Genomic DNA, 23029 nt, shown 5'->3' on the forward strand with positions numbered 1-23029 from the left:
TTCTACGGGCGGGGGGCATGATAGCCCGTGCTCGGGCGCCAGCGCAGCGAGGCCAATGCCACCAGCAGCCCCAGGCACGCGCCGCCCAGCACGTCCAGCGCCACGTGCTGGCGCACGGCCATGGTGGACCAGGCGATCAGCGCGGCCCACACCAGGTTGGCCAGGCGCAGCGCCATGGGCGAGCCGGTCTCGCGCAGCACGGCATGGATGCGGATGCCGGTGAAGACGGCCGAGGCCACGTGCATGGACGGCGAGGCGTTGCCGGCGGCGTCCACGCCCTCCAGCATCGAGAAGCCCGGGTACAGCGTGCGGTCCAGCGTCAGCGGCGGCACGGCGGTCGGCCAGAAGTGGAAGATGGCGAGGCCGCCACCCATCAGCACCACGGTCCACAGCCCGTACACCAGCAACTGCGGAAAGCCGCGCTGCAGGCCGGGCGCGATGCCGATGTAGAACCACAGCGACAGGTAGGGCCACAGCATGGCCGGCTGGAACGGCACCAGCGCGTCGACCCAGGTCAGCGGCATCACGGTGACCGGGTGCGCGGGGTGGCGCAGCAGCTCGAAGTAGCCGATGAAGAACAGCGTGGTCCACAACGCGGTGCCGAGCAACTTGAGCCAAAACAGCTCGCGCATGCGCGACCAGATCTCGGCCCGCCAGTCGGGGTGCGCGGAGCGGGACATCACGGCTGGAACGGCGCACGCCGCGTGGCACGGCGCCAGGCCAAGAGCGGCAGGCGCAGCACGAACTCGAGCATGAGCCGAAAGTGCATCCAGCTCAGCAACGCGTTGTCGCGGCCGTAGCGGAAGTGCGAGACACCGCCCTCCTCGGCCGTCAGGTACTTGACGGGCGCGGCCAGGTTCACGGGCTTGACGCCGCGCCAGGCCAGCCGCACCACGGCCTCGGTGTCGAAATCGAAGCGGCGCATCCAGGGCTGGCGGCGCATCACGGCCACGAGGTCGGCGATGGGGTAGACGCGAAAGCCATAGAGCGAATCGTCGATGCCGGCGCCCAGCGTTTCCAGGTTGGTCCACCAGTTCGACACGCGGCGCCCGCGCACGCGCAGCAGCGGCGCGGAGGCGTCGAACACGGGCCGGCCCAGCACCATGGTCTCGGGCCGCGCGATGGAGGCCTGCATGAAGGCCTGGATCAGCGCGGCCGGATGCTGGCCGTCCGAGTCCATGGTCAGCGCGTGCGTGAAGCCGGCGGCCTGCGCACGCTCCAGCCCGTGCAGCAGCGCCGCGCCCTTGCCCACGTTGGCCGGCAGCGCGATGACGACCAGGCCCGGGTCTTCGGCCGCCATGGCCTGCAGGCCGGCCGGCGTGCCGTCCGTGCTGCCGTCGGTGACGACCCAGACCGGGTTCCACTGCGCGCGCGCCGCGGCCACGGTCTCGTAGACCTTGGGGCCGGTGTTGTAGCTGGGGATCAGCAGCACATGGGTGGTCGATGGGATGGTCATGGCCGCAACTCTTCGGCGAAGTAATGTTCCAGCCGCTGCAGCAGCCCTGCATGGTCGGCCTCGGGCGCGAAGCGCTGGCCCAGCCGCACCGTGAACGCCATCGGGAACTGCGGCGCGCGCCAGATCGGCCAGCCCTTGCGCAGGTAGTCGGTGCCGGTCTCGATGAACACGGTCTGGATCGGTACCTGCGCCAGATGGGCCATCAGCGTGATGCCGGGGCGGAACGGGTTGATCGGCGGCTGCACGGTGCGCGTGCCCTCGGGAAACAGCACGAGCTGGCCACCGGCGCGCAGGTTCTCCACGGCGCCGCGGACCATGCTGCGCGGCGGGTCGTTGCGGATGTAGCGCGCCATGCGCGCGCCAGCGCCCAGGAAGGGATTGCGCATGAGACTGGCGCGCATGATGCAGATGCCGCGTGGCACGCGCGCGACGATCAGCAGCGCGTCCAGCATGCAGGGATGGTTGGCCGCGATGATCAGGCCCTGGTCGCGCGACAGGGCGTCCAGCGCCTCGTAGTCGATGCGCATGAGGCCCAGCCACTGCGCGCAGGTCCAGAAGCCGCGGTAGACCGAGGAGATCGCCGCCCGCCCGACCACCGTGCCATGCGCGCGCGGCAACAGCGGATACAACAGCACGCAGACCAGGTTCCATGTCAGCGACATGGCGCCCAGGTGCGCGAGCAGCAGGTAGAACAGCGTGCACTGCCAGAGCCGGCGCAGCATGCTCATGCGTGAACGCCGCTGCGCTGCAGCGGCGGTTCCCAGGAATTCCTCGGCACGTTCCAGCTCAATCCCTGCCCGCCACCCGCTCGGACGAGGTGGCGAGGATCCACGACACGCCGATGCCGGCCGAGAGTGCCGAGTTGCGCCGCATCAGCGGGCTGTCGTCGAAAGCGGCGCCGTCGAGTCGGTCGTAGCGCACGAAGGCGCCGACCCAGGTGTTGCCGAAGCGGCGCGAGGTCGAGGCCAGCGCCTGCCAGCCGCCGTAGCCGCCGCGGGCTTCGTAGGCCGGCCGACTCGCCGTGGCATCGCCGGCGCCGACGCCGTAGAAGTACGCGTGGTTCTTGCGGTCGCCGAACACCGGGCCTGTGAGCATGCCGAGGTTCCAGCCACCGGCGACGTTGGCCACATCGAGGTTCAGGTGCGGCGAGAAGGTGGTGCCGGCAAAGCGCGGCGACTTCTCCAGCGTGAAGGCGGCGCGCACGGGCAGCCGCAGATCCAGCTTCCAGCGCTCCTGTGCGGAGCGCGCCAGCGCCAGGTTGAGGTTGGGGCCGATCTCGGCCAGCCCCTTCAGGTTGCGCATGCCGCGGCGCGCGTCGTTGTCCTTGCTGCGCGCGGGGGCCGAGGCCGCCAGGCTCAGGTCGAACTGGACGCGTGGCGTGTCCAGCAGCACGGCGCGCGCGCCGTCGCGGTCGGCCCTGAGCCAGTCGCCGCGGTAGACGATGTACGGCAAGGGCAGCAGGTAGTTGCGGCCCTGGTCGGCACCGCGGTAGTCGGGCAGGCGCAATGCGGCCACACCCAGACCCAGCTCCCACAGCGGGCGCTGGCCCGCGCCCAGGCCGTTGTCGGCAGCGGGGCCGGCCGCGATGGGCTCGGCTGCCAGCCCTGCGGCGGGCAGTGCCGCGGCCAGCACGGCGGCCTGCCGCAGGAACGCGCGCGCGCGCATCAGGCCTGCACGCCGGGCATGGCGTCGGTGCGTTGCTTGCTTGGATCGGTCAATGCGAATCTCCGGAGGGCTGGGTGGAGGCTCCCTTCCCGAAGCGCGTGATTCTCCCTGGTTTTCTTTCGCCATCGCCGCCCCTCAGCCCCCGCCTGCTACCAACTGTCACGCCTGCACGACGCGCGCCTCGGAAATAATGCCCGCATGCACCCACCAGGACAGGCGCCCTCCGCGTTGGCGCCGCACGCACCGCTGCGTGCGTACTACGCAGACGAATCCGAACGCGACCGCTACCTGCGCCGCATCTTCGACGCCACCGCCTCCGACTACGACCGCATCGAGCGCCTGCTGGCGCTGGGCACCGGCCCCTGGTACCGGCGCATGGCCTTGCAGCGCGCCGGGCTCGGCAGCGGCGCGCGGGTGCTGGACGTGGGCATCGGCACCGGCCTGGTCGCGCGCGAAGCCCTGCGGCTGATCGGTTTCGAGGGGCGCCTGGTCGGCGTGGACCCCAGCCCCGGCATGCTGGGCGAAGTCCGCCTGCCGCAGGTGCAGCTGTTGCAAGGCCGCGCCGAGGCCCTGCCCCAACCCGATGCCAGCCACGATTTCCTGAGCATGGGCTATGCGCTGCGCCACATCGCCGACGTGCACGCGGCCTTTGCCGAGTTCCACCGCGTGCTGCGTCCGGGCGGCCGGCTGCTGGTGCTGGAGATCACGCGGCCCGAACACCGCATGGGCCGCGCGCTGCTGCGTGCCTACATGCGGGCCTTCGTCCCGCTGGTCGCCCGCGTCGTGGGTCGCCAGCGCGACACGGCCGAGCTGTGGCGCTACTACTGGGACACCATCGACGCCTGCATCCCGCCGGAGTCGGTGCTGGCCGCGCTGCGCGAGGCCGGCTTCGAGCAGGTGCAGCGGCACACCGAGCTCGGCGTGTTCTCCGAGTACACGGCGCGCAAGCCGGGCTGAAGACGCACCCATGGCTCCCCGGTCGGCTCCCCAGTTGGCAGCCCAATGACAAAGGGCGTCCGGCATGTCTGCCGGACGCCCTTGGCCGTCTTGTGTGGTCGGAGCGATAGGATTCGAACCTACGACCCTCTGGTCCCAAACCAGATGCGCTACCAGACTGCGCTACGCTCCGAAGCCCGCCATTCTAGCCTGGACGCGCGGGCATTCCTGTAGCACGGAGACAAACAACATGAGCATCCGCATCGTTCGCCTCGGTTCGCCACGCGCCGCCGACGAAGGCCTGCGCATCGGCACGGTCCGCCGGCCGCCGCGCGGCGTGCCCAAGACCGCGTTCGCCAGCCAGGACTGGTACGACTGCTGGTACCCCAACCTCGCGCCCAGCGCCGAGACCATGGCGCTGGGCCAGGCGGCCCAGGCCTCGGGCGATGCCAAGGCCTGGGCCGGCTTTCGCAAGCAGTACCTGCGCGAGATGAACACCCCCGAGGCCGCCCGCAATCTGGACCTGCTGGCCGCGCTGTCGCACGGTGCCAACCTGTCGGTGGGCTGCTACTGCGAGCACGAGGCGCGCTGCCACCGCTCGCTGCTGCGTGAACTGCTGGCCGCGCGCGGCGCCGCCATCGCCTGAAAGCATCACGTGATGATAGGATTTGCGGTTTTCCGGATGGTCCGCCCGCACCGGCATCGCGCTTGATCCCCTCTCCGTTCCTCGCTCGCCTCCAGGCCCTGGCCCACGGCTTCTGGACCACCGGCCTGGTGGCCGGTGGCCGCGTGAGTTCGCGCGAGATCGGCCGCGCCGCGCTCGGCAGCGCGGTGGGCATCCTCATCGCCTCGCTGGTCGCGCATGCGCTGGCGCCCGGCCTGCCGGCGCTGGGGCTGATCGCGCCCATGGGCGCCACGGCCGTGCTGGTGTTCGCCGTGCCGGCCAGCCCGCTGGCCCAGCCCTGGCCGGCCGTGGCCGGCAACACCGTCTCCGCGCTGGTCGGCGCGCTGTGCGCGCGCTACGCCGGCGACCTGGGCCTGGCCGCGCCGCTGGCCGTGGGACTGGCGATCGCCGCCATGTTCGCGCTGCGCTGCCTGCATCCGCCCGGCGGTGCCACGGCCCTGCTGGCGGCGCTGTCGGGCGTGGAACCCGGCTTCGCCTTGTCGCCCGTGTTGATGGACACGCTGGTCATCGTGCTGGTCGGCGTGGCCTACAACCGGCTGACCGGGCGGGCCTATCCGCACACGGTATCGCTGCGCCCGGCCACCGCCGCGGCCGCGCCAGCCCGTTTCTCGGGCGCCGACCTGGACGCCGCACTGGCCCACTACGACCAGGTGCTGGACATCAGCCGGCAAGACCTGGAGCAACTGCTGCAGTTCGCCGAGGCGGCGGCCTACGAGCGCAAGTTCGGCGAGCTGCGCTGCCGCGACGTGATGTCCACGCCGCCGCTCACGGTGCCCTTCGGCTGCACGCTGGAGGAGGCCTGGCGGCTGATGCGCGAGCGCCGCATCAAGGCCCTGCCGGTGGTCGACCGCGCCCAGCGCATCGTCGGCATCGTGACCGTGGCCGACTTCATGAAGCATGCGGACTTCACGTCCATCGAAGGCCTGGGCGCGCGCCTGCGCAGCCTGATCCGCGCCAGCGGCCTCACGCACGACGACAAGCCCCACGTGGTGGGCCAGATCATGACGCGCCAGGTGCGCATCGCCAGCGCCGACCGCTACATCAGCGAGCTGCTGCCGCTGTTCTCCGAGGCCGGCCACCACCACATCCCGGTGCTCGACGAGGAGCGCCGCGTGGTCGGCGTGATCACGCAGTCCGACCTGATCCGCGCCCTGCACCGCACCGTGCGGGCCGCTTGAAGCGCGGCGCCGCTATGCTCGGCGCCATGCAACTGAAGATCCTCGTCGGCACCGTGACCGGCAACGCCCTGTCCGTGGCCCAGGCCATCCAGCTCTCGTGCACCGACCTGGTGGCCGACATCGCCGTGCAGCCCATGGACGGGCTGGACATCCGCGTGTTCGACGAGGACGCGCTGTTCCTGGTCTGCACCTCCACCACTGGCGCAGGCGACGTGCCCGACAACGCCCAGGCGCTGTACGCCTCGCTCCTCAACGAGCCGCACTACCTGGGCAAGCTGCGCTACGGCCTGATCGCGCTCGGCGATGCCGGCGCGCATGCCTCCACCTTCGTCGAAGGTGGCCTCAAGTTCGACGCGGCCTTGCAGGACCTGGGCGCCCAACGCATCGGCGAGGTCTTCACCCACGACGCCAGCGGCGACGAAGATGCCGAGACGGCGGGCGTGGACTGGTGCCGCGCCTGGCTGGCCCACGCCCGCACCTGAGATCCATGCCATGACCCTCTCCACCTACCTGCTCTACCTGGCCGCCGTGCTGCTGCTGGTCGTGACGCCCGGCCCCACCATGCTCATGTGCATGACGCGCGCGCTGCACCACGGCCCGCGCGCCGCGATGACCAGCGTGGCCGGCTCGGTCAGCGCCGTGTTGTGCGTGATGCTGCTGTCGGCCATGGGCCTGGGCGCGCTGCTGGCCTCCTCGGAGACGGCCTTCACGGTGGCCAAGACGCTGGGCGCGGCCTACCTGGTCTGGCTGGGCATCAAGACGCTGCGCAGCCCGGCGCCCGCGCTGCAGGTCGATGCCGCGGCCGGGCCCTCGCGCCGCTCGTCCTACCTGCAGGGCTTCCTGGTCGGCGCCAGCAACCCCAAGGCCTTGCTGTTCTTCGCGGCCTTCTTCCCGCAGTTCCTGAACCCGGCCGCGCCCATGCTGCCGCAGTTCGCGCTGCTGGCGCTGAGCTTCGTGGCGATCGAGTTCAGCGTGCTGACGGCCTGCGCGCTCGGCGTGGCGCGCCTGGCACCCTGGTTGGCGCGCAGCGGGCCGGCGCGCTGGATCAACCGCATCTGCGGCAGCCTGTTCGCGCTGATGGGCACCTTGCTGCTGTTCGCGCGGCGCAGCGCCTGAAGCTCACGCCAGGGCGTGCATGCGCCCTTGCGTGTCGCGCCGCCAACGCGCGAACGGCGGCAGCGCGGCCAGCAGCCGGCGGCCGAAGGCCGTGGCCACGAGGCGCCGGTCGTAGCAGTGGATGCTGCACTGGTCGTCCTCGGTGCGGATGGCGCGGCCGGCCCATTGCGCAAGACGCATGGCGGTGGCCGGCAGCACCAGTTCGACGAAGGCATCGCGGCCGTTGCTGCGCAGCCAGGCCGCGCGCGTCTCGCCGACCGGGTCGTCGGGCGAGGCGAACGGCAGCTTGGTGATGAACAGCTGCTCGCACTGCGCGCCGGGCAGGTCCATGCCCTCGCCGAAGGACTGCAGGCCGAACACGATGGACGGGCCGCCGGCCGCCACGGCCGCGCGGTGGCGCTCCAGCAGCACGGTGCGCGGCAGCTCGCCCTGCACCAGCACCAGCGCGCGCAGCGCCGCAGGCAGCGCGGCCACGGCCTGGCGCATCTGCTCGCGCGAGGTGAACAGCACCAGTGCGCCGCGCCGCACCTCGGCCAGGTCGGCCATGAGCAGCCCCACCATCTCGGGCGTGAAGCGGGCGGCGTCCTTGGGGTCGGCGCGCGTCTCCACGACGACGAAGCGGCCCTGGCGCGGGTAGTCGAAGGGGCTGGCCACGGCCAGCGTGGTCACGGCCTCGTCGCCGGCCAGGCCCGCCTCGTGCAGGAAGAAGTCGAAGGCATCGCCGGCGCGCAGCGTGGCCGAGCTCATGACCACGGCGCGCGCGGCACTCCACAGCTGGGCGCGCAGGCTGCCGCCCGGCAGCACATGGCTGGCATGGGCGCGCACGCGCGGGCCGCGCACGCCGCCGCCGTGCAGGCTGAACCACTTGGCCACGGGGGCGGCAGTGCCCACCGGCTCCTGCAACAGCAACTGCGCCGTGGCGTGCACCTGCTCCAGCCGCGGCGTGAGCATGCCGAGCTGGGCGTAGAGCACGGACAGGCGGCGCGCCTCGTCGGGCAGGTCGCGGATCTGCGCGCGCAAGGCCTTGGCCACGCCCGACAGCGCGGCCAGGAAGCTGTCGGCCATGGCGCAGACCAGTTCCAGGGGTTCGACCAGCACCTCGGGCAGCCGGCTGTCGGGCACGCGCACGCGGCTGCCGTCCGGGCCTTCGCGGGCCTCGGCGAAATCGGCCGCGTAGACATCGAGCACCAGGCGCTGCAGGTCGATCAGGCTCTGCTGCAGCTGGGCCGCCTGGCGCGGCGCATCGGCCGCCTCGGACACCAGCATCAGCGCCCCGATGCGCTTGCAGCGCGCACCCAGGGTCTCGATCCAGGCCGTGGCCGCCAGGTCCATGCTGCAGGCGAAGCGCTCCAGCGCCACCGCAGGCAGGTGGTGCGCCTCGTCGAGCACCAGCAGACTGTTGTCCAGCGCCGGCAGGTTGCGCCCGCCCAGCGAGGCCAGCAACAGGTCGTGGTTGACCACGATGACCTGGGCGCCGACCAGTTCGCGCCGCTTCTCGAAGTAGGTGCAGCCGTTGAAGGCCGGGCAGTGCTTGCCGGTGCAGGAACTGGCCTCGGCCGCCACCGGCCACCAGGCCTCGGGCGCGGGCTGCTGGGCCAGGTTGTCGCGGTCGCCGTCCCAGTCGCGGCCCAGGCTCTTGGAGAGTGCGCCGTAGAACTGCAGCCGTGCCTGGCGCTCGGCATCGGAGCCGGGCGGCAGGCCGCTGCCGTCGTCGCCGCCCTCGTCGGCGAACAGGTCGTCCTCGCCGCCGCCCTCCTCGCCGGCCTGGCGCGCCAGCTTGAGCTTGCAGACATAGCGGCCGCGGCCCTTGGCCAGCGCAAAGCGGAAGGGCTCGTCCATCGCGGCGGCCAGCGCCGGCAGGTCCTTGTGCACCAGCTGCTCCTGCAGCGCCACCGTGGCCGTGGAGATCAGCACGCGGGTCTTGCGCGACAAGGCCAGCGCGATGGCCGGCACCGCATAGGCCAGCGACTTGCCCACGCCGGTGCCGGCCTCGATCACGGCGATGGCGCGCCCGGCTTCCTCGCCCTCCTCCACCTGCCCCAGTTCGCCAGCCGCGAAGGTGCGGGCCACGCGTTCGGCCATCTGGCGCTGGCCTTCGCGGGCGCGCAGGCCCTGGTTGCGCGCGAGCACGCGGTCGAACGCGTTCAGTGCGTCCTCTGCCAGGGCGGCGGGCGCGGGGCCGGGGGTGGGGATCGGGGGAGGCACGGGGGCGGATGCAGAAACGGTGCCGCGGCGCCAGGATCGGGCGCGGGCCGCAAGTGTAGGCGCAGCGGCCGGCGCACTGCTTTTGGCGATACAGTGCGCGGCGCAGCGGCCACGAGAGCCGCGCTGAGCGGTGCGGCGAGCGGTCGATGCGCGCTACGCTCACGGCTCCTGCCCACCTTGCGAGGACATCGACAGTGGTCAACAGGCTGGTACGGATGCCCACGCGTCCTTTTTGGCAAACGGCGGCGTGGACCCTCTTCGGCGCCCTTCTGATCGGCCTTGCACTGTTCCTGGCGACCTGGGCCAGCCTGGACGCGGCGCGGCGGAGCGATCTCGCGCGCGCGAAGAACGCTGCCGACAACGTGGCCCATGGCCTGGGCATCGAGATCGCCTCCGAACTGCGCCTGGTCGAGAACGCGTTGACGAGCGTTGCGCTGGACTACCGGCACGAGACCGACACCCGCCCCGTGGCCGAGCGGCTGCGCCACGCCATCCGGGAGCAGCACGGGCTGGTGCCGTTCGCGAGCGCGCTGCGCGCCACGGATGCCTCGGGCACGGTGGTCGCCGGCTTGCCGCAGGGCAGCGCCCCGGTCTTCGTCGGCGACCGCGACTACTTCGCGCAGGCCCGTGCCTCGTCGCGCCACATCGTCTCCGAACCGCTGTTCAGCCGCGTGTCGCAGGAATGGGGCATCGCCGTGGCGCTGCGGCTGCAATCGCCGTCCGGTGAGTTCAGCGGCATCGTCTACGCGGTGCTGCTGGCCAGCCATTTCCAGCGCCTGTTCGCGCAGATGTCGGTCGGCGACAGCGGTGCCGTCTCGCTGCGCACGGACACCCTGGCCCTGGCGGCGCGCCATTCGGCGGCCGAACCGCACTCCACCCGGGGCCTGGGCGGGCGGGAGGTCTCGGCCGAACTGCAGCGCGCCTTCGCGCAGCGGCGCGATGCCGGCTCGTACATCACGCCCACGGCGCTGGACCAGGTCGAACGCATCACGGCCTACCGCCGGGTTCCGGGCTATCCGCTGACCGTGCTCGTCGGTTTCAGCGCGGAGAACTACCTCACCCCCTGGGCCAGCAGCGCGCGGCGGCACTGGGCCATCGCCGGATCCACCTTCGCGCTGGTCGTCGCGGTGTTCACCTTCATGCTGTTGCAGCACCGCCGCCAGTTCGCGATCAGCACCTATGCCTCGCGGCTCGCGCGGCAGCAGAACCTGATCCTGGACAACGACATGATCGGCATGATCCGGGTGCAGGACCGCAAGATCCTGTGGGCCAACCGCGCGATGGAGCGCATCCTGGGCCATGCCGCGGCGGCCCTGCCCGGCCAGTCGACCCGGATCCTGTACACGAGCGACGCGGCCTTCGAGGAGATCTGGCAGGCCGGCTATCCGGCCCTGCAGCGCGACGGGCGCTTTCGCACCCAGATCCAGATGCAGACGCGCGCCGGCGGCGCGCTGTGGGTCGACCTCAGCGGCGCGGCGCTCAGCGATACCGAATCCATCTGGATGATCGTCGACATCGATGTGCTCAAGCACAGCGAGGAGCGTGCCCAGCACCTGGCCTTGCACGATGCGCTGACCGGCCTGGCCAACCGCCGGCTGTTCGAGCAGCACCTGCGGCGCAGCGCCGCGCAAGCACGGCGCTCCGGCCCGCAGTTCGCGGTCTGCTACATGGATCTGGACGGGTTCAAGCCCGTGAACGACCGCCATGGGCATGAAGCCGGCGACACCGTGCTGCGCGCCGTCGGCGACCGGCTGCGCACCGCGCTGCGCGCCAACGACACGGTGGCCCGCCTGGGCGGCGACGAGTTCGCCTGGATCGTGGCCGGCGCCGTGACGGCACAGGACGTGCAGCCCGTGCTGACGCGTTGCATGGAGGCGGTGCAGCGCCCCATCGTGCTGGACGGCGAGGTGCTGGTCGAGGTCGGCTGCAGCATCGGCGTCGCCCTCAGTGCCGTGGCCGGCACCGCGGAGCAGCAGATCCTGGCCGCGGCCGACGCCGCCATGTACCAGGCCAAGCAGACCGGCCGGCGGACTTTCGTGGTCGCCGGGTCGGCCGCGGAACTGCAGGAACGCCGCTGACGCCGCGCGCCGGCGGCGGTGCGGCCTTCATGCCGCTGCCGGCCGTGCCCACTGGCTGCGCAGGAAATCCACGAGTGTCTGCAGCGGGGCCAGCGTCCCGTCCGCATCGGCCTGCCGGTACAGCATGCCGAGCGGCTCCAGCGGAGCGTCCAGCGCCAGTGGCAACACCTGCACGCGGGAGCCGTCGAGCCGGTCCAGTGCGCACTGCGGCACGGGCGCCAGCACGCCGGGCTCGGCCAGCACCGCGGGCAACAGCTCCGGCACCAGCACCTGGAGGGCATGGGCCAGCGGCTGGGCCTGTTCGCGCGCGAAGGCCGCGTCCAGCGCCTGGCGCACCGCGAAATGCGGCGGCGGCAGCACCCAGCGTGCCTCGGCCAGGTCGCGCAGGCGCAGGCGCTTGCGGCCGGTCCAGGGGTGGTCGGTGCCGGCCAGCACCACCATGCGGTCGGCCCGCAGCGGCTCGAAGCGGCAACCCTCGGGCACGGGCGCGGGCCGGCGCAATAGCACGAGGTCGAGCGCGCCGCCCTGCAGGCGGGCCAGCAGGCGCTCGATGCTGGCCTCCTCGATCGCCAGCCGCAGCGTGGGATGCTGCGCGCGCAGGACCGGCAGCGCCGGCCGCAGCAGGCTGGACAGCGCGGCCAGGATCGCGCCCACGCGCAGTGGCCGCTGCTGCCCCGCGGCCTGCTGCGCGAGCGCCTCGGCGGTGCTGGCCAACGCCTCGATCGCCACGCGCGCATGGCGGGCCAGCACGCGGCCGGCCTCGGTGATGCGCATGCCGCGCGCATGGCGCTCGAACAGCGCCAGACCCAGCAGGTCTTCGAGCTCGCGCAACAGTTGCGTGGCGGCAGGTTGGCTGATGTGCACGGCCTCGGCCGCACGGCGCAGGTGGGCCTGGGTGGCCAGTGCGTCGATGAGCTTCAGGTGGCGCAGCCGCAGGCGTGCGAGCAGGCGCTCGTGCAGCACGTGGCCGGTGGTGGGCGGGCTGGCATTCATCGATAGGCAATGCTTATCAATGCATCGTTATTGGATTGGACGCCTATCGTAGCGCCGCCTAAGCTGCCGGCCTTTCCCCTGCCCCGAGTTCCCATGACCACCGCCCTGCTTCTCCCTGCCCGCCGGCTGCTGCCAGCGCTGCTCGCCACGCTGGCCTCGTACGCCACGGCCCAGACCCCGCCGCCGCCGGCCGCCGCCCAGGCCCTGTACCCGCTGATCGCGCAGCGCTCGCAGGCCATCGAGCAGCAGGTCATCGCCTGGCGCCGCGACATCCACCAGCACCCCGAGCTCGGCAACCAGGAAAAGCGCACCGCCGCCCTGGTCGCGGCCCACCTGAAGCGGCTGGGCTTCACGGTGCGCGAGGGCGTGGCCGTGACCGGGCTGGTCGCCACGCTGCAGGGCGGCCGCCCTGGCCCCGTGGTGGCGCTGCGCGCCGACATGGACGCGCTGCCCGTCAAGGAGCAGGTCGACCTGCCCTTCGCCTCCAAGGCCCGCGCCGTCTGGGACGGCAAGGAGGTCGACGTGATGCACGCCTGCGGCCACGACGGCCATGTCGCCATCCTGATGGGCGTGGCCGAGGTGCTGGCCTCCATGAAGGAGCAGTTGCCCGGCACCGTCAAGCTCCTGTTCCAGCCGGCCGAGGAGAAACTGCCGAACGGCGAGATCGGCGGTTCGCGCCGCATGCTGGCCGAAGGCGCCTTCGATGCGCCCAAGCCGGAAGTGGTGTTCGGCCTGCACCTGATGTCGGGCGGCAACACCGGCACCATCGGCTACAAGGCGGGCCCCATCCTGGCCGGCTCGGACGCCTTCAAGGTCGACGTGAAGGGCCGCCAGACACATGGCTCGCAGCCCTGGTCGGGCATCGACCCCATCGTGCTGGCCTCGCAGATCGTGCTGGGCTTTCAAACGATCGAGAGCCGTCAGGTCAACGTGACCAAGGAGCCCTCGGTGCTCAGCGTGGGCACAATCAACGGCGGCACGCGCTACAACATCATTCCCGACGAGGTGAAGATGAGCGGCACGCTCCGGACTTACGACGAGGGCATGCGCAAGTTCATCATGCAGCGCATGGGCGAGACGGCCGCGCTGATCGCGCAGAGCGGCGGCGGCCAGGCCCATGTGCACTTCGAGCCTGACGGCTACGCGCCCACCGTGAACGACCCTGCCTTGACCGAGAAGATGGCCGCCAGCCTGCGCCGCGTGCCCGGCGCGCGCGCGGACACCGTGCCCAAGAGCACGGGCGGCGAGGATTTCTCGTTCTTCGCCCAGGCCGTGCCCGGCCTGTTCGTGTTCATCGGCGCCACGCCGCCGGGCCAGGACGCGGCCAAGGCCGAGCCCAACCACTCGCCGCGCTTCTTCGTCGACGAGGCCAGCCTGCTGGTCGGCGTGCGCACGTTGTCGCACCTGACGGTGGACTACATGGCGATGGACCAGCGCTGAGGCACTACAGCTGCTCCTCGCCCACGAAGAGCGAACTGAACCAGTGCCAGATCTCGGCCACCCAGTTGGTGCCGGGGTTGTCATGGTGCACCGTGAAGCCGCCGTCCTCGCGCGGCTCCAGCCACTCCACGCGGCCGCTGTCGGACAGCCGCAGCCGGTAGGCCGACTGGAAGCCGCGCGCCGGAATCAGGCGGCGGAACTCGCGCACCACCTCGGCGCTCTCGACCACCAGGCCGATCTCGGTGTTGATGCGGGCCGAGCGGCTGTCCAGGTTCATCGAGCCGACGAAGATGCGGTCGTCGTCCACCACGGAAATCTTGGCGTGCAGGCGCGAGATCGAGGTGCCGAAGGCGCCCAGGTTGGTGGTGGCACCCCGGTGCGGCGCCACCTCGTAGATCTCGAAGCCGAGCCGGAGCAGGTCGTCGCGGTAGCGCGCGTAGCCCAGGTAGACCAGCGGCTCGTCGGTGGAGCTCAGCGAGTTGGTGTAGATCGTCACCCGGATGCCGTTGCCCACGGCGCGGCCCAGGCGCTGCATGCCCAGGCGCCCGGGGATGAAGTACGGCGAAATGATCAGCAGCTGCGAACGGGCCGAGTCCATGAGGTCCAGCACATGCTGCGTCACGCTGCCCGCGAGCCGCGCGTCGGCATTGGTGCGCGTGATCTTGTCGGGATCGTCGACGAGCACGCTGGCCTTGGCGAACATCAGGTCGAGCCGGCCCTCGGCCAGCTGCTGGTGCACAGGCGTCCTGCCCAGCACGTCGTGTGCGCGGACCTCGATCGGGGGGTCCTGCGGGCCGGCGATCGCGTCGAAGCGCCTGCGTGCGTCCTCGGGCGCCAGCAAAGGCGGCACCACCTGCTCGATGGGCCAGACATGGGCGCTGTTCCAGTACAGGTCGAAGGCGGCGGACTGCTCGCGCACCACGGGTCCCGTGGCCAGCACATCGGCGTCGATGAAGTTGGCGGTCTCGCTCTGCATGAAGTACTCGTCACCGATGTTGCGGCCACCAGCGACGGAGACGCTGCCGTCGGCGATGAACAGCTTGTTGTGCATGCGGTGGTTGATGCGCGAGAACGCCAGCGCGGAGCCGATGAAGCGGCCCACGAAGCTGCCCTTGCGCTCGGGCAGCGGGTTGAACAGCCGCACCTGCACGTTCGGGTAGGCGGCCAGCGTGCTGAACAGCTCGTCCTGGCCGGCGGTGTAGAAGTCGTCGACCAGCAGGCGCACGCGCACGCCGCGCGCCGCCGCATCGCGCAGCGCGCGCAACAGGCGCAAACCCACGCTGTCGCTCTGCAGCTGGTAGTACTGCAGGTCCAGCGACTTCTCCGCCGTGGCGGCCAGCGCCAGCCGGGCGTCGAGCGAGAACGGGCCTTCGGGCAGCATGCGCAGCCCCGACCTGCCGGCCGCATCGGCCGGTGTGCTGGCAGCGGCCAGGCGCGCCAGGCTGGTGGCGCCCACATCGGCCAGCGCGTAGGCCGGCGGCGGCGCCTGGCGGGCGGGCAGCGAGGCGCAGCCCGTGAGCCAGCCCGCGGACCAGGCGAGCAAGCAGGCCAGCAGCAGCGATCTCGTGGTTGTCATGGTTCGCACCGCGCAAAGAATCCGGCGGGACCATCCTAGCTTGAGCGCGGTCAAGCTGCCATGGGGGCGTCAGTCGATCAGCACCCCGCCCTCGCGGAACCGGTAGGGCCCCGGCCAGTCGCCCAGCACCTCGGTGTGCGTGACCAGCCGGCCACCGCGCCAGGCGTGCAGCTGGTAGCCGGGCGGCTCCATCACGAAGCAGTCCGGGCCCGCGTCGCGCAGGTCCAGCGCGACCTGGTGCGCCGGGCTCGGGCAGGTCGACGCCAGCGTGCCGCCGAAACGGGCCTGGATGCTGCGGTGCAGATGACCGCACAACACGCGCTCGACCTGCGGGTGGCGGCGCAGCACGGCCTCCAGCTCCGCCGCGCCCTGCAGCAGGCCGATGGCGTCCATGTGCGCGATGCCGGTCGCGAACGGCGGATGGTGCATGGCCACGATGGTCGGGCGCGGGTCGGCGGCCAGCTGGCGGTCGAGCCAGTCCAGGCGCTGCGCGCACAGCGCGCCATGGCCTTGCTGCGGCACCACGGTGTCCAGGGCCAGCAGGCGCAGCGGCCCCAGGTCCACCGCGTACTGCAGGAAGCCGGCCTGCTGGCGCAGGTAGTCGAAGCGCGGCTCGGGGAAGGCCGCGCGCAGCGCCTCGCGTTCGTCGTGGTTGCCGGGCAGCAGGTACAACGGCAGCGCCAGCGGCGCCAGCAGTTCGCGCAGCAGCGCGTACTCCTCGGGCCGGCCGTAGTCGACCAGGTCGCCGGTCACGAGCACGGCGTCGGGCTGCGGGTCCAGCCGCAGCAGCTGCTGCACGCAGGCGGCCAGCAGGCCGGCCGTGTCGACGATGCCGTAGGCCAGCCTGGCCTGGGCCTTGATGTGCAGGTCGGAGATCTGGGCGATCAGCATGCGGTGCTCTCCAGCGGATTCGGATGGATGCGCAGGCCCACGCGCTGGCCGGCTGCCAGCAGCGCGCGCGGCGGCAGCTTGAGCACGATGTCCTCGCCGCCATCCATGCGCAGCTGCACACGCTGATGGTCGCCCAGAAAGTGGCTGGCGGTCACCTGGCCGGCAAGGGCCGCGTCCTGCGGCGCGACGAGTTCGGCATCCTCGGGACGGAAGCGCTGACCGCCCACGCGGTTCAGCGTGCCGACGAAGTCGGCCACGAAGGCATTGGCCGGCTGGAAGTAGATCTCGCGCGGCGTGCCCAGCTGGGCGATGCGGCCCTTGTCCATCACGGCGATGCGGTCGGCCAGCGCCATGGCCTCGGCCTGGTCGTGCGTGACGTAGACCGTGGTGATGCCGATGGAGCGCAAGAGCGCGTCGATGTCGCTGCGCAGCGTCTCGCGCAGGCGCGCGTCCAGCGCGGTCAGCGGCTCGTCGAGCAGCAGCACGCGCGGGCGCGGCGCGATCGCGCGGGCCAGTGCCACGCGCTGCTTCTGGCCGCCCGAGAGTTGCGTGATCGCGCGGCCGGCCAGCGGCCCGATCTGCACCATCTCCAGCATCTCGTCCACGCGGCGCGCGCGGTCGGCCGCCGCCATGCCGCGCACCTTGAGGCCGTAGGCCACGTTCTCGGCCACCGTCATGTGGGGGAACAGCGCATAGCTCTGGAACACCATGCCCACGTTGCGGCGCTCGATGGGCAGCGCTGTGACGTCCTCGCTGTCGAACTGCACACGGCCGCTGTCGGGTGCCTCCAGGCCGGCGATCAGCCGCAGCGTGGTGGTCTTGCCGCAGCCCGAGGGGCCCAGCAGCACCAGCGTTTCGCCAGCGGCGATGGTGAGGTCGGTGGGCTCGAGCACGCGCTGCGTGCCGAAGTGCTTGGTGCAGTGTGAAAGCGTGATGCGCACGCCATGGTCTGTCGATGGATTCATGGGGTCTTGGACCGTCCGCCGGCGACCTGCAGGGCGATCAGCAGCGGGACGATCATCAGAAAGAACACGATGGTGTAGGCGCTGCCGACCTCGATGCGCAGCGAAGCGTAGGCGTCGGCCAGGCCCACGGGCAGGGTCTGCGTGAACGGGCTGTGCAGCAGCAGCGACATGTTGAACTCGCCGATGGACAGCGTCAGCACCATCAGCGCGCCGGCCACGATGCCGGGTTTGCAATTCGGCAGCACGATGCCGAAGAAGCGCTGCGCGAACGAGGCGCCCAGGCTGCGCGCGCCCTCCTCCAGCTGGCGCATGTCCACCGACAGCAGCACGGCCAGCACCGCGCGCACCATGAACGGCAGCGTGAACAGCACATGGCCCACGAGCACGAAGCTCCAGTGCGTACGGAAGCTGCCCACCGCGCCATAGGCCAGGATCAGCGCCAGGCCGGTGGCCAGGCCCGGCAGCGCCACGGGCAGCATGAGCAGTTCCTCGATCGCGCGCGCCCAGCGGCCCTGTGTGCGCGAGAGCACGTAGGCCGACGGCACGCCCAGCAGCAGCGTGCAGGCCAGGCAGGCCAGCGCGATGCCCAGCGACAGCCACAGCGGGCCCTGGTAGTCGGTCCAGACCTTGACGACCCACTTGAACGTGAGGCCGCTGGACACACCCTGGAACTGGTTGTTGGTCAGCCCGGTGAGCACCGACAACCCCACCGGCACGACCAGGAAGGCCGCGACGCAGAGCGTGAAGGCCAGCAGCAGCCAGAACAGCGCAGGACGTCTCATGCCGCCGCCACCACGCTGTTTCCTGCCAGGCTGCGCGCGAAGGCCAGCGCGGCCCAGGTCACGCCGCCCAGCACGAAGGACAGGGCCGCGGCCATCGCGAGGTTGGCCTGCAGCGTGAACTCGGTGTAGATGACCATGGGCAGCACGTCGATCTTGGTGGCCAGCGTGAAGGCCGTGCCGAAGGCGCCCATGGCGGTGGCGAAGCAGATCGCGCCGGCCGCCAGCAGCGCGGGTTGGAGGCCCGGCACCAGCACGTCGCGCAGCTGCTGCCAGGGCGACGCGCCGAGCGAACGCGCGGCCTCCAGCAGTTGCGGGTCCAGCTTCTCGGCAGCCGCCATCACCGTGAGGATGGTGCGCGGGATCGAGAAGTAGATGTAGCCGATGAACAGTCCGGCCATGGAATAGGCGAACACGAGGCGCTCGCCGGTCAAGGCCTCGGTGACGGCCGGCACCAGGCCCTGGCGCCCGCCCAGCATGATGACCATGAAGCCGATCACCACGCCCGGAAAGGCCAGCGGCAGCGTGAGCAGCGCCGTCAGCAGGCGCTGGCCGGGGAACTGCTGGCGGGCGAGGAACACGCCGGCCACGCCAGAGATCACCAGCGTGGCGGCCGTCACGGCGGCCGACAGCAGCACCGTGGAGAGCATGCTGCGCAGGTAGCGCGGCTCGGTCACGGCCGCGGCGTAGGCGCCCCAGCCGAGGTCGCCGCTGGCGCCCACCAGCAGCAGTCGGCCCAGCGGCAGCGCGAAGAACACCAGGAAGAAGGCCGCGCTCGGCAGCATCAGGCCGACCAGCCAGGCGCGGTCACGCGGCATCAGCCGACCTCTTTCTGATAGCGCTCGCCGATGGCCTTCGACGCGGCGGACAGCTTGAGCACCTCGACCGCCTGGGCGCGCTGGTAGTCGGCGTCGGGCAGAAAACGCGTCTTCACGTCCCCGGGCATCGCGTTCGCGAACACCGGGCGCAGGTAGGCGCGGGCCCAGTGCGCCTGGCCTTCGTCGGACAGCACGAAGTCCAGCAGCTTCTTGCCGTTCTCGGGGTTCGGGCTGTTCCTGACCAGGGCCATCACGTAGGGCAGTTGCTGCGTGCCCTCCTGCGGGATCACGAAGGCCGTGGGCGCCTGGTCGGCGTATTGCGCGCGGTAGGCATTGAAGTCGTAGTCCAGCAGGATCGGGATCTCGCCCGACAGCACGCGCGCATAGGCGGTCTGCGTGGGCACGATGGGCGCGTTGGCCTGCAGCTGCTTGAAGAAGCGGATGCCGGGCTCCAGGTTCTCGTAGCTGCCGCCCAGCGCGAGGTTGGCCGCGATCACGCCGACCTGGCCGACCGCGGCGCTGGCCGGGTTCAGGTAGCCGACCAGGCCCTTGTAGTCGGGCTTGAGGAGGTCGGCCCAGCTGCGCGGCACGGGCTTGCCGCGCAGCGCCTGCGTGTTGACGAAAAAGCCCAGCGTGCCCGAGTGGATCGCGAACCAGCTGCCGTCGGCGTCCTTCAGGCCGGCCGGGATCTGGGCGAAGCGCTGGGGCTGGTAGGGCTCGATCACACCGGCGGCCTTGGCCGCCGGGCCGACCTGACCGCCCAGGTAGCAGACGTCGGCCACGGGCTTGGCGCGCTCGGCGATCATGGCCGCCAGCGCCTGGCCCGAGTTCTTGTTGTCCGGCGGCACGAGGATGCCGTGGCGCTGGTTCAGCAGGCGCAGCATGCCGCCCCAGTCGGCCCATTCGGGCGAGCAGTTGTAGCAGACGGCGCGGGCCGCCTGGGCGCTCGCGGAAGTACCGAGGCCGGCGGCCGCCAGGGCCAGCGCGAAGTCACGACGGGTCAGCATGGGAAGTCCTTTCGGGAAGGCGTGGGGGGATGGGGGAAGGTTCGCGCGCGGTGCCGCCCGGCACCAGCGCATGTGGCAGCAGCACGGCGCCCTGGGGTGCCGCGCCCGCGATGCGTTCGCTGAGCAACGCCACGGCCGCGCGGCCAATCTGCACCGTGGGCGTGGACACCGTGGTCAGCGGGGGATGCATGAGTGCGCCGGTCTGCACGCCGTCGAAGCCCGCGACGCTGATGTCGCCGGGCACGAACAGGCCCAGCGCGCGCAGGTCGCGCACCACGGTCATGGTCAGCTGGTCGTTGGAGCAGAACAGCGCCGTGGTCTGCGGCCGCTCGTGCAGCAGGTGCAGCAGCACATCGCGCGTGTCGTCGGTCGTGAACGGCACCTGCAGCGGCGCGCGCCAGTCGCGGCCGGCCTGCTGCATCGCATCACAGTAGCCGGCGAAGCGCTGGCGCGCGCGGTCGGACTGGCCGAACTGGCCGGCCAGCATGTGGATCTCGCGGTGGCCCCAGGCCAGCAGCTGCTGCACCATCTCGCGTGCAGCTGCGCGGTTGTCCACGCCCACGCTGCTGCGCACCGCGGCCTTGGCCGCGAGCGGCTGGTTGAACACCAGCACATAGGGCACGCCCTCGGCATCGAGCTTGTCCAGCAGCGGGTTGTCGGCCGCATCGGCCACGGTCAGGATGAGGCCGTCCACGCGCTGGCGCAGCAGCTGCTCGCTGACGGCCTCCTCGGTCGCGCGGTCGTAGTCGGTGGCCGAGACCACGATGGACAGGCCCCGGCCGCGCGCCGCCTGCTCGATGCCCTGCAGGCATTCGGCGAACACCGGATGCCCCAGGCGCGGCAGCATCACGCCCAGCGTGGCGCTGCGTGCGGCGCGCAGGTTGCGGCCGAGCTGGTTGGGCCTGAAGCCCAGTTGCCGCGCGGCGGCCAGCACCGCCTCGCTGGCGGCATCGCTGACACCGGCCTTGGCGTTGAGCACGCGCGAGACGGTGGCAATCGACACCTCGGCGCGCGAGGCGATGTCCTTGATCGTGGCGGAGCGCTGGGTGGACACGTGGCGGGTGAAAGCGTTGTAAACGTTTTCATTCTTCCGGCCGCGCGTGACAGCGGCGTGACGCCGAGGGGCTGTGCGCTACAACAGCCCGCGCAGCTCACGCGCCGCATCCAGCATGGCCGGCAGCAGTTCGCGCTCCATGGCCTCGCGCCCGGTGCGCGCGGGCGAAGCCACCACGTTGAGCGCCGCCACCGTGCGGCCCTGCATGTTGCGCAGCGGCACGGCCAGCGCGTGCACGCCGAGCTCGTGCTCTTCGATGGCCACGCAGTAGTCGAGACGGCGCACCTCGGCGATGAGTTCGCGAAAGCGCCTGGCGTCCGTGGCCGTGTGCACAGTCAGCCGGGCCAGCGCCCTGCCCTTCATCCAGTCCGCGAAGGCGGTGCGTGTCTCGGCCGCCAGCAGCACCCGCCCCGTGGAGGTGGCATGCAGCGGCAGCCGCGCCCCCAGGTGCAGGCCGTAGGCCAGCATGCGCAAGGTGCCGCTGCGCGCCACGATGACGACCTCGTCGCCATCGCGCACCACGGCCGAGAAGGATTCGCCCGTCTGCGCCGCGAGCCGGTTCAGCGTGGGCTGGATCGCGCGCGGCAGCCGCGCCGAGGCCAGGTAGCTGCCTGAAAAGCGCAGCACCTTGGGTGCCAGCCAGAAGTAGCTGCCGTCGGTTTCCAGGTAACCCAGGTGCGCCAGCGTGAGCAGGTGGCGCCGCGCTGCGGCGCGCGTGATGCCGGCACGCTGGGCCGCCAGCGTGGCGTTGAGCCGCTGGCGCTCGGTGTCGAAGCTCTCCAGCACGGCCATGCCCTTGGCCATGCCTTCGATGAGGTCTGCTTTGGCAATGGTCATGCAATCCCTCCGACATCCCGCAGAACTGCGCGATCATCGCGCAGGCAGGCCGATGATCGCACAACAGCGCGCACCGGCCATCCCACGCGGCGCGCCGGCGCCCTACGCTCGCGGCATCCCTTTTCAGACCCGCGGAGACACCCCATGCGCACCCAAGTCGCCATCATCGGCGCCGGCCCTTCCGGCCTTCTGCTCGGCCAGTTGCTGCACCAGGCCGGCATCGCCAACGTGATCCTGGAGCGCCAGAGCGGCGACTATGTGCTGGGGCGCATCCGCGCCGGCGTGCTGGAGCAGATCACCATGGACCTGCTGGCGGCTGCCGGCGTGGACCAGCGGGCGCGCGCCGAAGGCCTGCCGCACGACGGCATCGAACTGCTGTTCAAGGGCCAACGCCACCGCATCGACCTGCATGGCCTGTCCGGCGGCAAGCGCGTGGTGGTGTACGGCCAGACCGAGGTCACGCGCGACCTCATGGAGGCGCGCGCCGCCGCCGGCCTCACGACCATCTACCAGGCTGCCGACGTGCAGTTGCACGACTTCGACGGCACCAGCCCCAGCGTGAGCTGGACAGAGGACGGCCAACGCAAGACCCTGCAATGCGACTTCATCGCCGGTTGCGACGGCTACCACGGCATCAGCCGCCAGAGCGTGCCGGCTGGCGCCATCACCGAGTACGAGAAGGTCTATCCCTTCGGCTGGCTCGGCGTCCTGGCCGATGTGCCACCGGTCTCGCACGAACTGATCTACGCCAACACCGAGCGTGGCTTCGCGCTGTGCAGCCAGCGCAGCGCCACGCGCAGCCGCTACTACGTGCAGTGCAGGCTCACCGAGAAGGTCGAGGACTGGAGCGACGAGGCCTTTTGGAACGAGCTGCGCGCCCGGCTCGACCCCGAGGCCGCCGAGCAACTCATCACCGGCCCTTCGCTGGAGAAAAGCATCGCGCCGCTGCGCAGCTTCGTGGCCGAGCCCATGCGCTTCGGCCGGCTGTTCCTGGCCGGTGACGCGGCGCACATCGTGCCGCCCACGGGCGCCAAGGGCCTGAACCTGGCGGCCTCGGACGTGGGCTACCTTTGGCATGCGCTACGCGAGTTCTATGCCGACAAGAGCACGAGCGGCATCGACCACTACTCCGCCACCTGCCTGCGCCGCGTCTGGAAGGCCGAGCGCTTCTCCTGGTGGTTCACCTCGCTCATGCACCGCTTCCCCGACACCGGCGCCTTCGGCCAGAAGATCCAGGAGGCCGAGCTCGACTACCTCGTGAAGTCGCATGCGGCCTCGACCGCGCTGGCCGAGAACTACGTGGGCCTGCCGGCCGAGTGGTGAGCCGGCAACGGCTTCAACCAGGTCTAG

General features: G+C 71.3%; 22 protein-coding genes and 1 tRNA gene. 8 read left to right on the forward strand and 15 right to left on the reverse strand.

Translation table 11 applies throughout. From position 1 onward, the window contains the following. Positions 1–2 precede the first annotated feature (2 nt). Genes ASF45_RS19305 through ASF45_RS19320 form a run of 4 tightly spaced genes read right to left on the reverse strand, consistent with a single transcriptional unit; the run spans position 3 to position 3121 of the window. Positions 3–680, reverse strand: coding sequence for a phosphatase PAP2 family protein (locus ASF45_RS19305; protein WP_056666299.1), 678 nt, complete (start codon positions 678–680; stop codon positions 3–5). Further along, positions 680–1456, reverse strand: a complete 777-nt coding sequence (locus ASF45_RS19310) for a glycosyltransferase family 2 protein (RefSeq protein WP_056666302.1) — start codon at positions 1454–1456, stop codon at positions 680–682. The genes ASF45_RS19305 and ASF45_RS19310 overlap by 1 nt, the downstream gene beginning before the upstream one ends. Further along, the gene (locus ASF45_RS19315) at positions 1453–2184 is read right to left on the reverse strand and encodes a lysophospholipid acyltransferase family protein (RefSeq protein WP_063887724.1); all 732 of its coding nucleotides are present in this window, start codon (positions 2182–2184) and stop codon (positions 1453–1455) included. Before ASF45_RS19315 ends, ASF45_RS19310 begins: the two co-directional genes overlap by 4 nt. A gap of 58 nt (positions 2185–2242) precedes the next feature. After that, the gene (locus ASF45_RS19320; protein ID WP_056666304.1) at positions 2243–3121 is read right to left on the reverse strand and encodes a MipA/OmpV family protein; all 879 of its coding nucleotides are present in this window, start codon (positions 3119–3121) and stop codon (positions 2243–2245) included. Between the two features lie 198 nt (positions 3122–3319). Here ASF45_RS19320 and ASF45_RS19325 point away from each other — a divergent pair, with 198 nt between their 5' ends. Beyond that, positions 3320–4078 (forward strand): class I SAM-dependent methyltransferase, encoded by a 759-nt coding sequence (locus ASF45_RS19325; RefSeq protein ID WP_056666307.1) that lies wholly within the window; start codon positions 3320–3322, stop codon positions 4076–4078. Positions 4079–4173: 95 nt separating this feature from the next. Here ASF45_RS19325 and ASF45_RS19330 read toward each other — a convergent pair. Beyond that, positions 4174–4250, reverse strand: a tRNA-Pro gene (locus ASF45_RS19330). 57 nt (positions 4251–4307) lie between these two features. On the opposite strand from ASF45_RS19330, the gene ASF45_RS19335 reads away from it, so the two are divergent. From ASF45_RS19335 to ASF45_RS19350, 4 genes are all read left to right on the forward strand, one after another. Then, positions 4308–4703, forward strand: coding sequence for a DUF488 domain-containing protein (locus ASF45_RS19335; RefSeq protein WP_056666310.1), 396 nt, complete (start codon positions 4308–4310; stop codon positions 4701–4703). Positions 4704–4768: 65 nt separating this feature from the next. Next, positions 4769–5920 (forward strand): HPP family protein, encoded by a 1152-nt coding sequence (locus tag ASF45_RS19340; protein ID WP_369802148.1) that lies wholly within the window; start codon positions 4769–4771, stop codon positions 5918–5920. 26 nt (positions 5921–5946) lie between these two features. Beyond that, the gene (locus ASF45_RS19345) at positions 5947–6402 is read left to right on the forward strand and encodes a flavodoxin domain-containing protein (protein WP_056667010.1); all 456 of its coding nucleotides are present in this window, start codon (positions 5947–5949) and stop codon (positions 6400–6402) included. A 10-nt stretch (positions 6403–6412) separates the two neighbouring features. Continuing rightward, positions 6413–7036 (forward strand): LysE family translocator, encoded by a 624-nt coding sequence (locus ASF45_RS19350; RefSeq protein ID WP_056666313.1) that lies wholly within the window; start codon positions 6413–6415, stop codon positions 7034–7036. A gap of 3 nt (positions 7037–7039) precedes the next feature. On the opposite strand, the gene dinG is transcribed toward ASF45_RS19350, so the two are convergent. Further along, positions 7040–9241, reverse strand: a complete 2202-nt coding sequence (gene dinG, locus ASF45_RS19355; RefSeq protein WP_235580972.1) for an ATP-dependent DNA helicase DinG — start codon at positions 9239–9241, stop codon at positions 7040–7042. A 215-nt stretch (positions 9242–9456) separates the two neighbouring features. Here dinG and ASF45_RS19360 point away from each other — a divergent pair, with 215 nt between their 5' ends. Beyond that, complete coding sequence (locus ASF45_RS19360; RefSeq protein ID WP_056666316.1) at positions 9457–11319, forward strand: diguanylate cyclase; 1863 nt, start codon at positions 9457–9459, stop codon at positions 11317–11319. Between the two features lie 27 nt (positions 11320–11346). On the opposite strand, the gene ASF45_RS19365 is transcribed toward ASF45_RS19360, so the two are convergent. Then, positions 11347–12312 (reverse strand): LysR substrate-binding domain-containing protein, encoded by a 966-nt coding sequence (locus ASF45_RS19365; protein WP_056666322.1) that lies wholly within the window; start codon positions 12310–12312, stop codon positions 11347–11349. A gap of 93 nt (positions 12313–12405) precedes the next feature. Here ASF45_RS19365 and ASF45_RS19370 point away from each other — a divergent pair, with 93 nt between their 5' ends. After that, positions 12406–13752, forward strand: a complete 1347-nt coding sequence (locus tag ASF45_RS19370; RefSeq protein ID WP_056666325.1) for an amidohydrolase — start codon at positions 12406–12408, stop codon at positions 13750–13752. Between the two features lie 4 nt (positions 13753–13756). On the opposite strand, the gene ASF45_RS19375 is transcribed toward ASF45_RS19370, so the two are convergent. From ASF45_RS19375 to ASF45_RS19410, 8 genes are all read right to left on the reverse strand, one after another. Then, positions 13757–15328: a phosphatidylserine/phosphatidylglycerophosphate/cardiolipin synthase family protein gene (locus ASF45_RS19375; RefSeq protein ID WP_056666330.1), complete on the reverse strand. Its 1572-nt coding sequence runs from the start codon at positions 15326–15328 to the stop codon at positions 13757–13759. Positions 15329–15397: 69 nt separating this feature from the next. After that, complete coding sequence (locus ASF45_RS19380; RefSeq protein ID WP_056666332.1) at positions 15398–16219, reverse strand: phosphodiesterase; 822 nt, start codon at positions 16217–16219, stop codon at positions 15398–15400. Further along, positions 16213–17184: an ABC transporter ATP-binding protein gene (locus tag ASF45_RS19385; protein WP_056666334.1), complete on the reverse strand. Its 972-nt coding sequence runs from the start codon at positions 17182–17184 to the stop codon at positions 16213–16215. The genes ASF45_RS19380 and ASF45_RS19385 overlap by 7 nt, the downstream gene beginning before the upstream one ends. Next, positions 17181–17966 carry an ABC transporter permease gene (locus ASF45_RS19390; protein ID WP_056666336.1) on the reverse strand — a complete coding sequence of 262 codons (786 nt, stop codon included), beginning with the start codon at positions 17964–17966 and terminating at the stop codon, positions 17181–17183. Before ASF45_RS19390 ends, ASF45_RS19385 begins: the two co-directional genes overlap by 4 nt. Continuing rightward, the gene (locus tag ASF45_RS19395) at positions 17963–18781 is read right to left on the reverse strand and encodes an ABC transporter permease (RefSeq protein WP_056666338.1); all 819 of its coding nucleotides are present in this window, start codon (positions 18779–18781) and stop codon (positions 17963–17965) included. Before ASF45_RS19395 ends, ASF45_RS19390 begins: the two co-directional genes overlap by 4 nt. Beyond that, positions 18781–19788, reverse strand: coding sequence for an extracellular solute-binding protein (locus ASF45_RS19400; protein ID WP_056666342.1), 1008 nt, complete (start codon positions 19786–19788; stop codon positions 18781–18783). The genes ASF45_RS19395 and ASF45_RS19400 overlap by 1 nt, the downstream gene beginning before the upstream one ends. After that, positions 19772–20842, reverse strand: coding sequence for a substrate-binding domain-containing protein (locus ASF45_RS19405; protein ID WP_056666346.1), 1071 nt, complete (start codon positions 20840–20842; stop codon positions 19772–19774). Before ASF45_RS19405 ends, ASF45_RS19400 begins: the two co-directional genes overlap by 17 nt. Positions 20843–20920: 78 nt before the next feature. Further along, complete coding sequence (locus tag ASF45_RS19410; RefSeq protein ID WP_056666349.1) at positions 20921–21679, reverse strand: IclR family transcriptional regulator C-terminal domain-containing protein; 759 nt, start codon at positions 21677–21679, stop codon at positions 20921–20923. 144 nt (positions 21680–21823) lie between these two features. Here ASF45_RS19410 and pobA point away from each other — a divergent pair, with 144 nt between their 5' ends. Further along, positions 21824–23002: a 4-hydroxybenzoate 3-monooxygenase gene (gene pobA / locus ASF45_RS19415; protein WP_056666351.1), complete on the forward strand. Its 1179-nt coding sequence runs from the start codon at positions 21824–21826 to the stop codon at positions 23000–23002. The last annotated feature ends 27 nt before the right edge of the window (positions 23003–23029 follow it).

The sequence above is a fragment of the Pseudorhodoferax sp. Leaf265 genome, from assembly GCF_001422365.1.
In the GTDB taxonomy this organism is placed as follows: domain Bacteria; phylum Pseudomonadota; class Gammaproteobacteria; order Burkholderiales; family Burkholderiaceae_C; genus Pseudorhodoferax.

Bases quoted from the DNA above. Each gene is read 5' to 3' on its own strand.
- ASF45_RS19305 (WP_056666299.1), bottom strand. From the start codon at position 680: ATGTCCCGCTCCGCGCACCCCGACTGGCGGGCCGAGATCTGGTCGCGC.
- ASF45_RS19310 (WP_056666302.1), bottom strand. From the start codon at position 1,456: ATGACCATCCCATCGACCACCCATGTGCTGCTGATCCCCAGCTACAAC.
- ASF45_RS19315 (WP_063887724.1), bottom strand. From the start codon at position 2,184: ATGAGCATGCTGCGCCGGCTCTGGCAGTGCACGCTGTTCTACCTGCTG.
- ASF45_RS19320 (WP_056666304.1), bottom strand. From the start codon at position 3,121: ATGCGCGCGCGCGCGTTCCTGCGGCAGGCCGCCGTGCTGGCCGCGGCA.
- ASF45_RS19325 (WP_056666307.1), top strand. From the start codon at position 3,320: ATGCACCCACCAGGACAGGCGCCCTCCGCGTTGGCGCCGCACGCACCG.
- ASF45_RS19335 (WP_056666310.1), top strand. From the start codon at position 4,308: ATGAGCATCCGCATCGTTCGCCTCGGTTCGCCACGCGCCGCCGACGAA.
- ASF45_RS19345 (WP_056667010.1), top strand. From the start codon at position 5,947: ATGCAACTGAAGATCCTCGTCGGCACCGTGACCGGCAACGCCCTGTCC.
- ASF45_RS19350 (WP_056666313.1), top strand. From the start codon at position 6,413: ATGACCCTCTCCACCTACCTGCTCTACCTGGCCGCCGTGCTGCTGCTG.
- ASF45_RS19360 (WP_056666316.1), top strand. From the start codon at position 9,457: ATGCCCACGCGTCCTTTTTGGCAAACGGCGGCGTGGACCCTCTTCGGC.
- ASF45_RS19365 (WP_056666322.1), bottom strand. From the start codon at position 12,312: ATGAATGCCAGCCCGCCCACCACCGGCCACGTGCTGCACGAGCGCCTG.
- ASF45_RS19370 (WP_056666325.1), top strand. From the start codon at position 12,406: ATGACCACCGCCCTGCTTCTCCCTGCCCGCCGGCTGCTGCCAGCGCTG.
- ASF45_RS19375 (WP_056666330.1), bottom strand. From the start codon at position 15,328: ATGACAACCACGAGATCGCTGCTGCTGGCCTGCTTGCTCGCCTGGTCC.
- ASF45_RS19380 (WP_056666332.1), bottom strand. From the start codon at position 16,219: ATGCTGATCGCCCAGATCTCCGACCTGCACATCAAGGCCCAGGCCAGG.
- ASF45_RS19385 (WP_056666334.1), bottom strand. From the start codon at position 17,184: ATGAATCCATCGACAGACCATGGCGTGCGCATCACGCTTTCACACTGC.
- ASF45_RS19390 (WP_056666336.1), bottom strand. From the start codon at position 17,966: ATGAGACGTCCTGCGCTGTTCTGGCTGCTGCTGGCCTTCACGCTCTGC.
- ASF45_RS19395 (WP_056666338.1), bottom strand. From the start codon at position 18,781: ATGCCGCGTGACCGCGCCTGGCTGGTCGGCCTGATGCTGCCGAGCGCG.
- ASF45_RS19400 (WP_056666342.1), bottom strand. From the start codon at position 19,788: ATGCTGACCCGTCGTGACTTCGCGCTGGCCCTGGCGGCCGCCGGCCTC.
- ASF45_RS19410 (WP_056666349.1), bottom strand. From the start codon at position 21,679: ATGACCATTGCCAAAGCAGACCTCATCGAAGGCATGGCCAAGGGCATG.
- pobA (WP_056666351.1), top strand. From the start codon at position 21,824: ATGCGCACCCAAGTCGCCATCATCGGCGCCGGCCCTTCCGGCCTTCTG.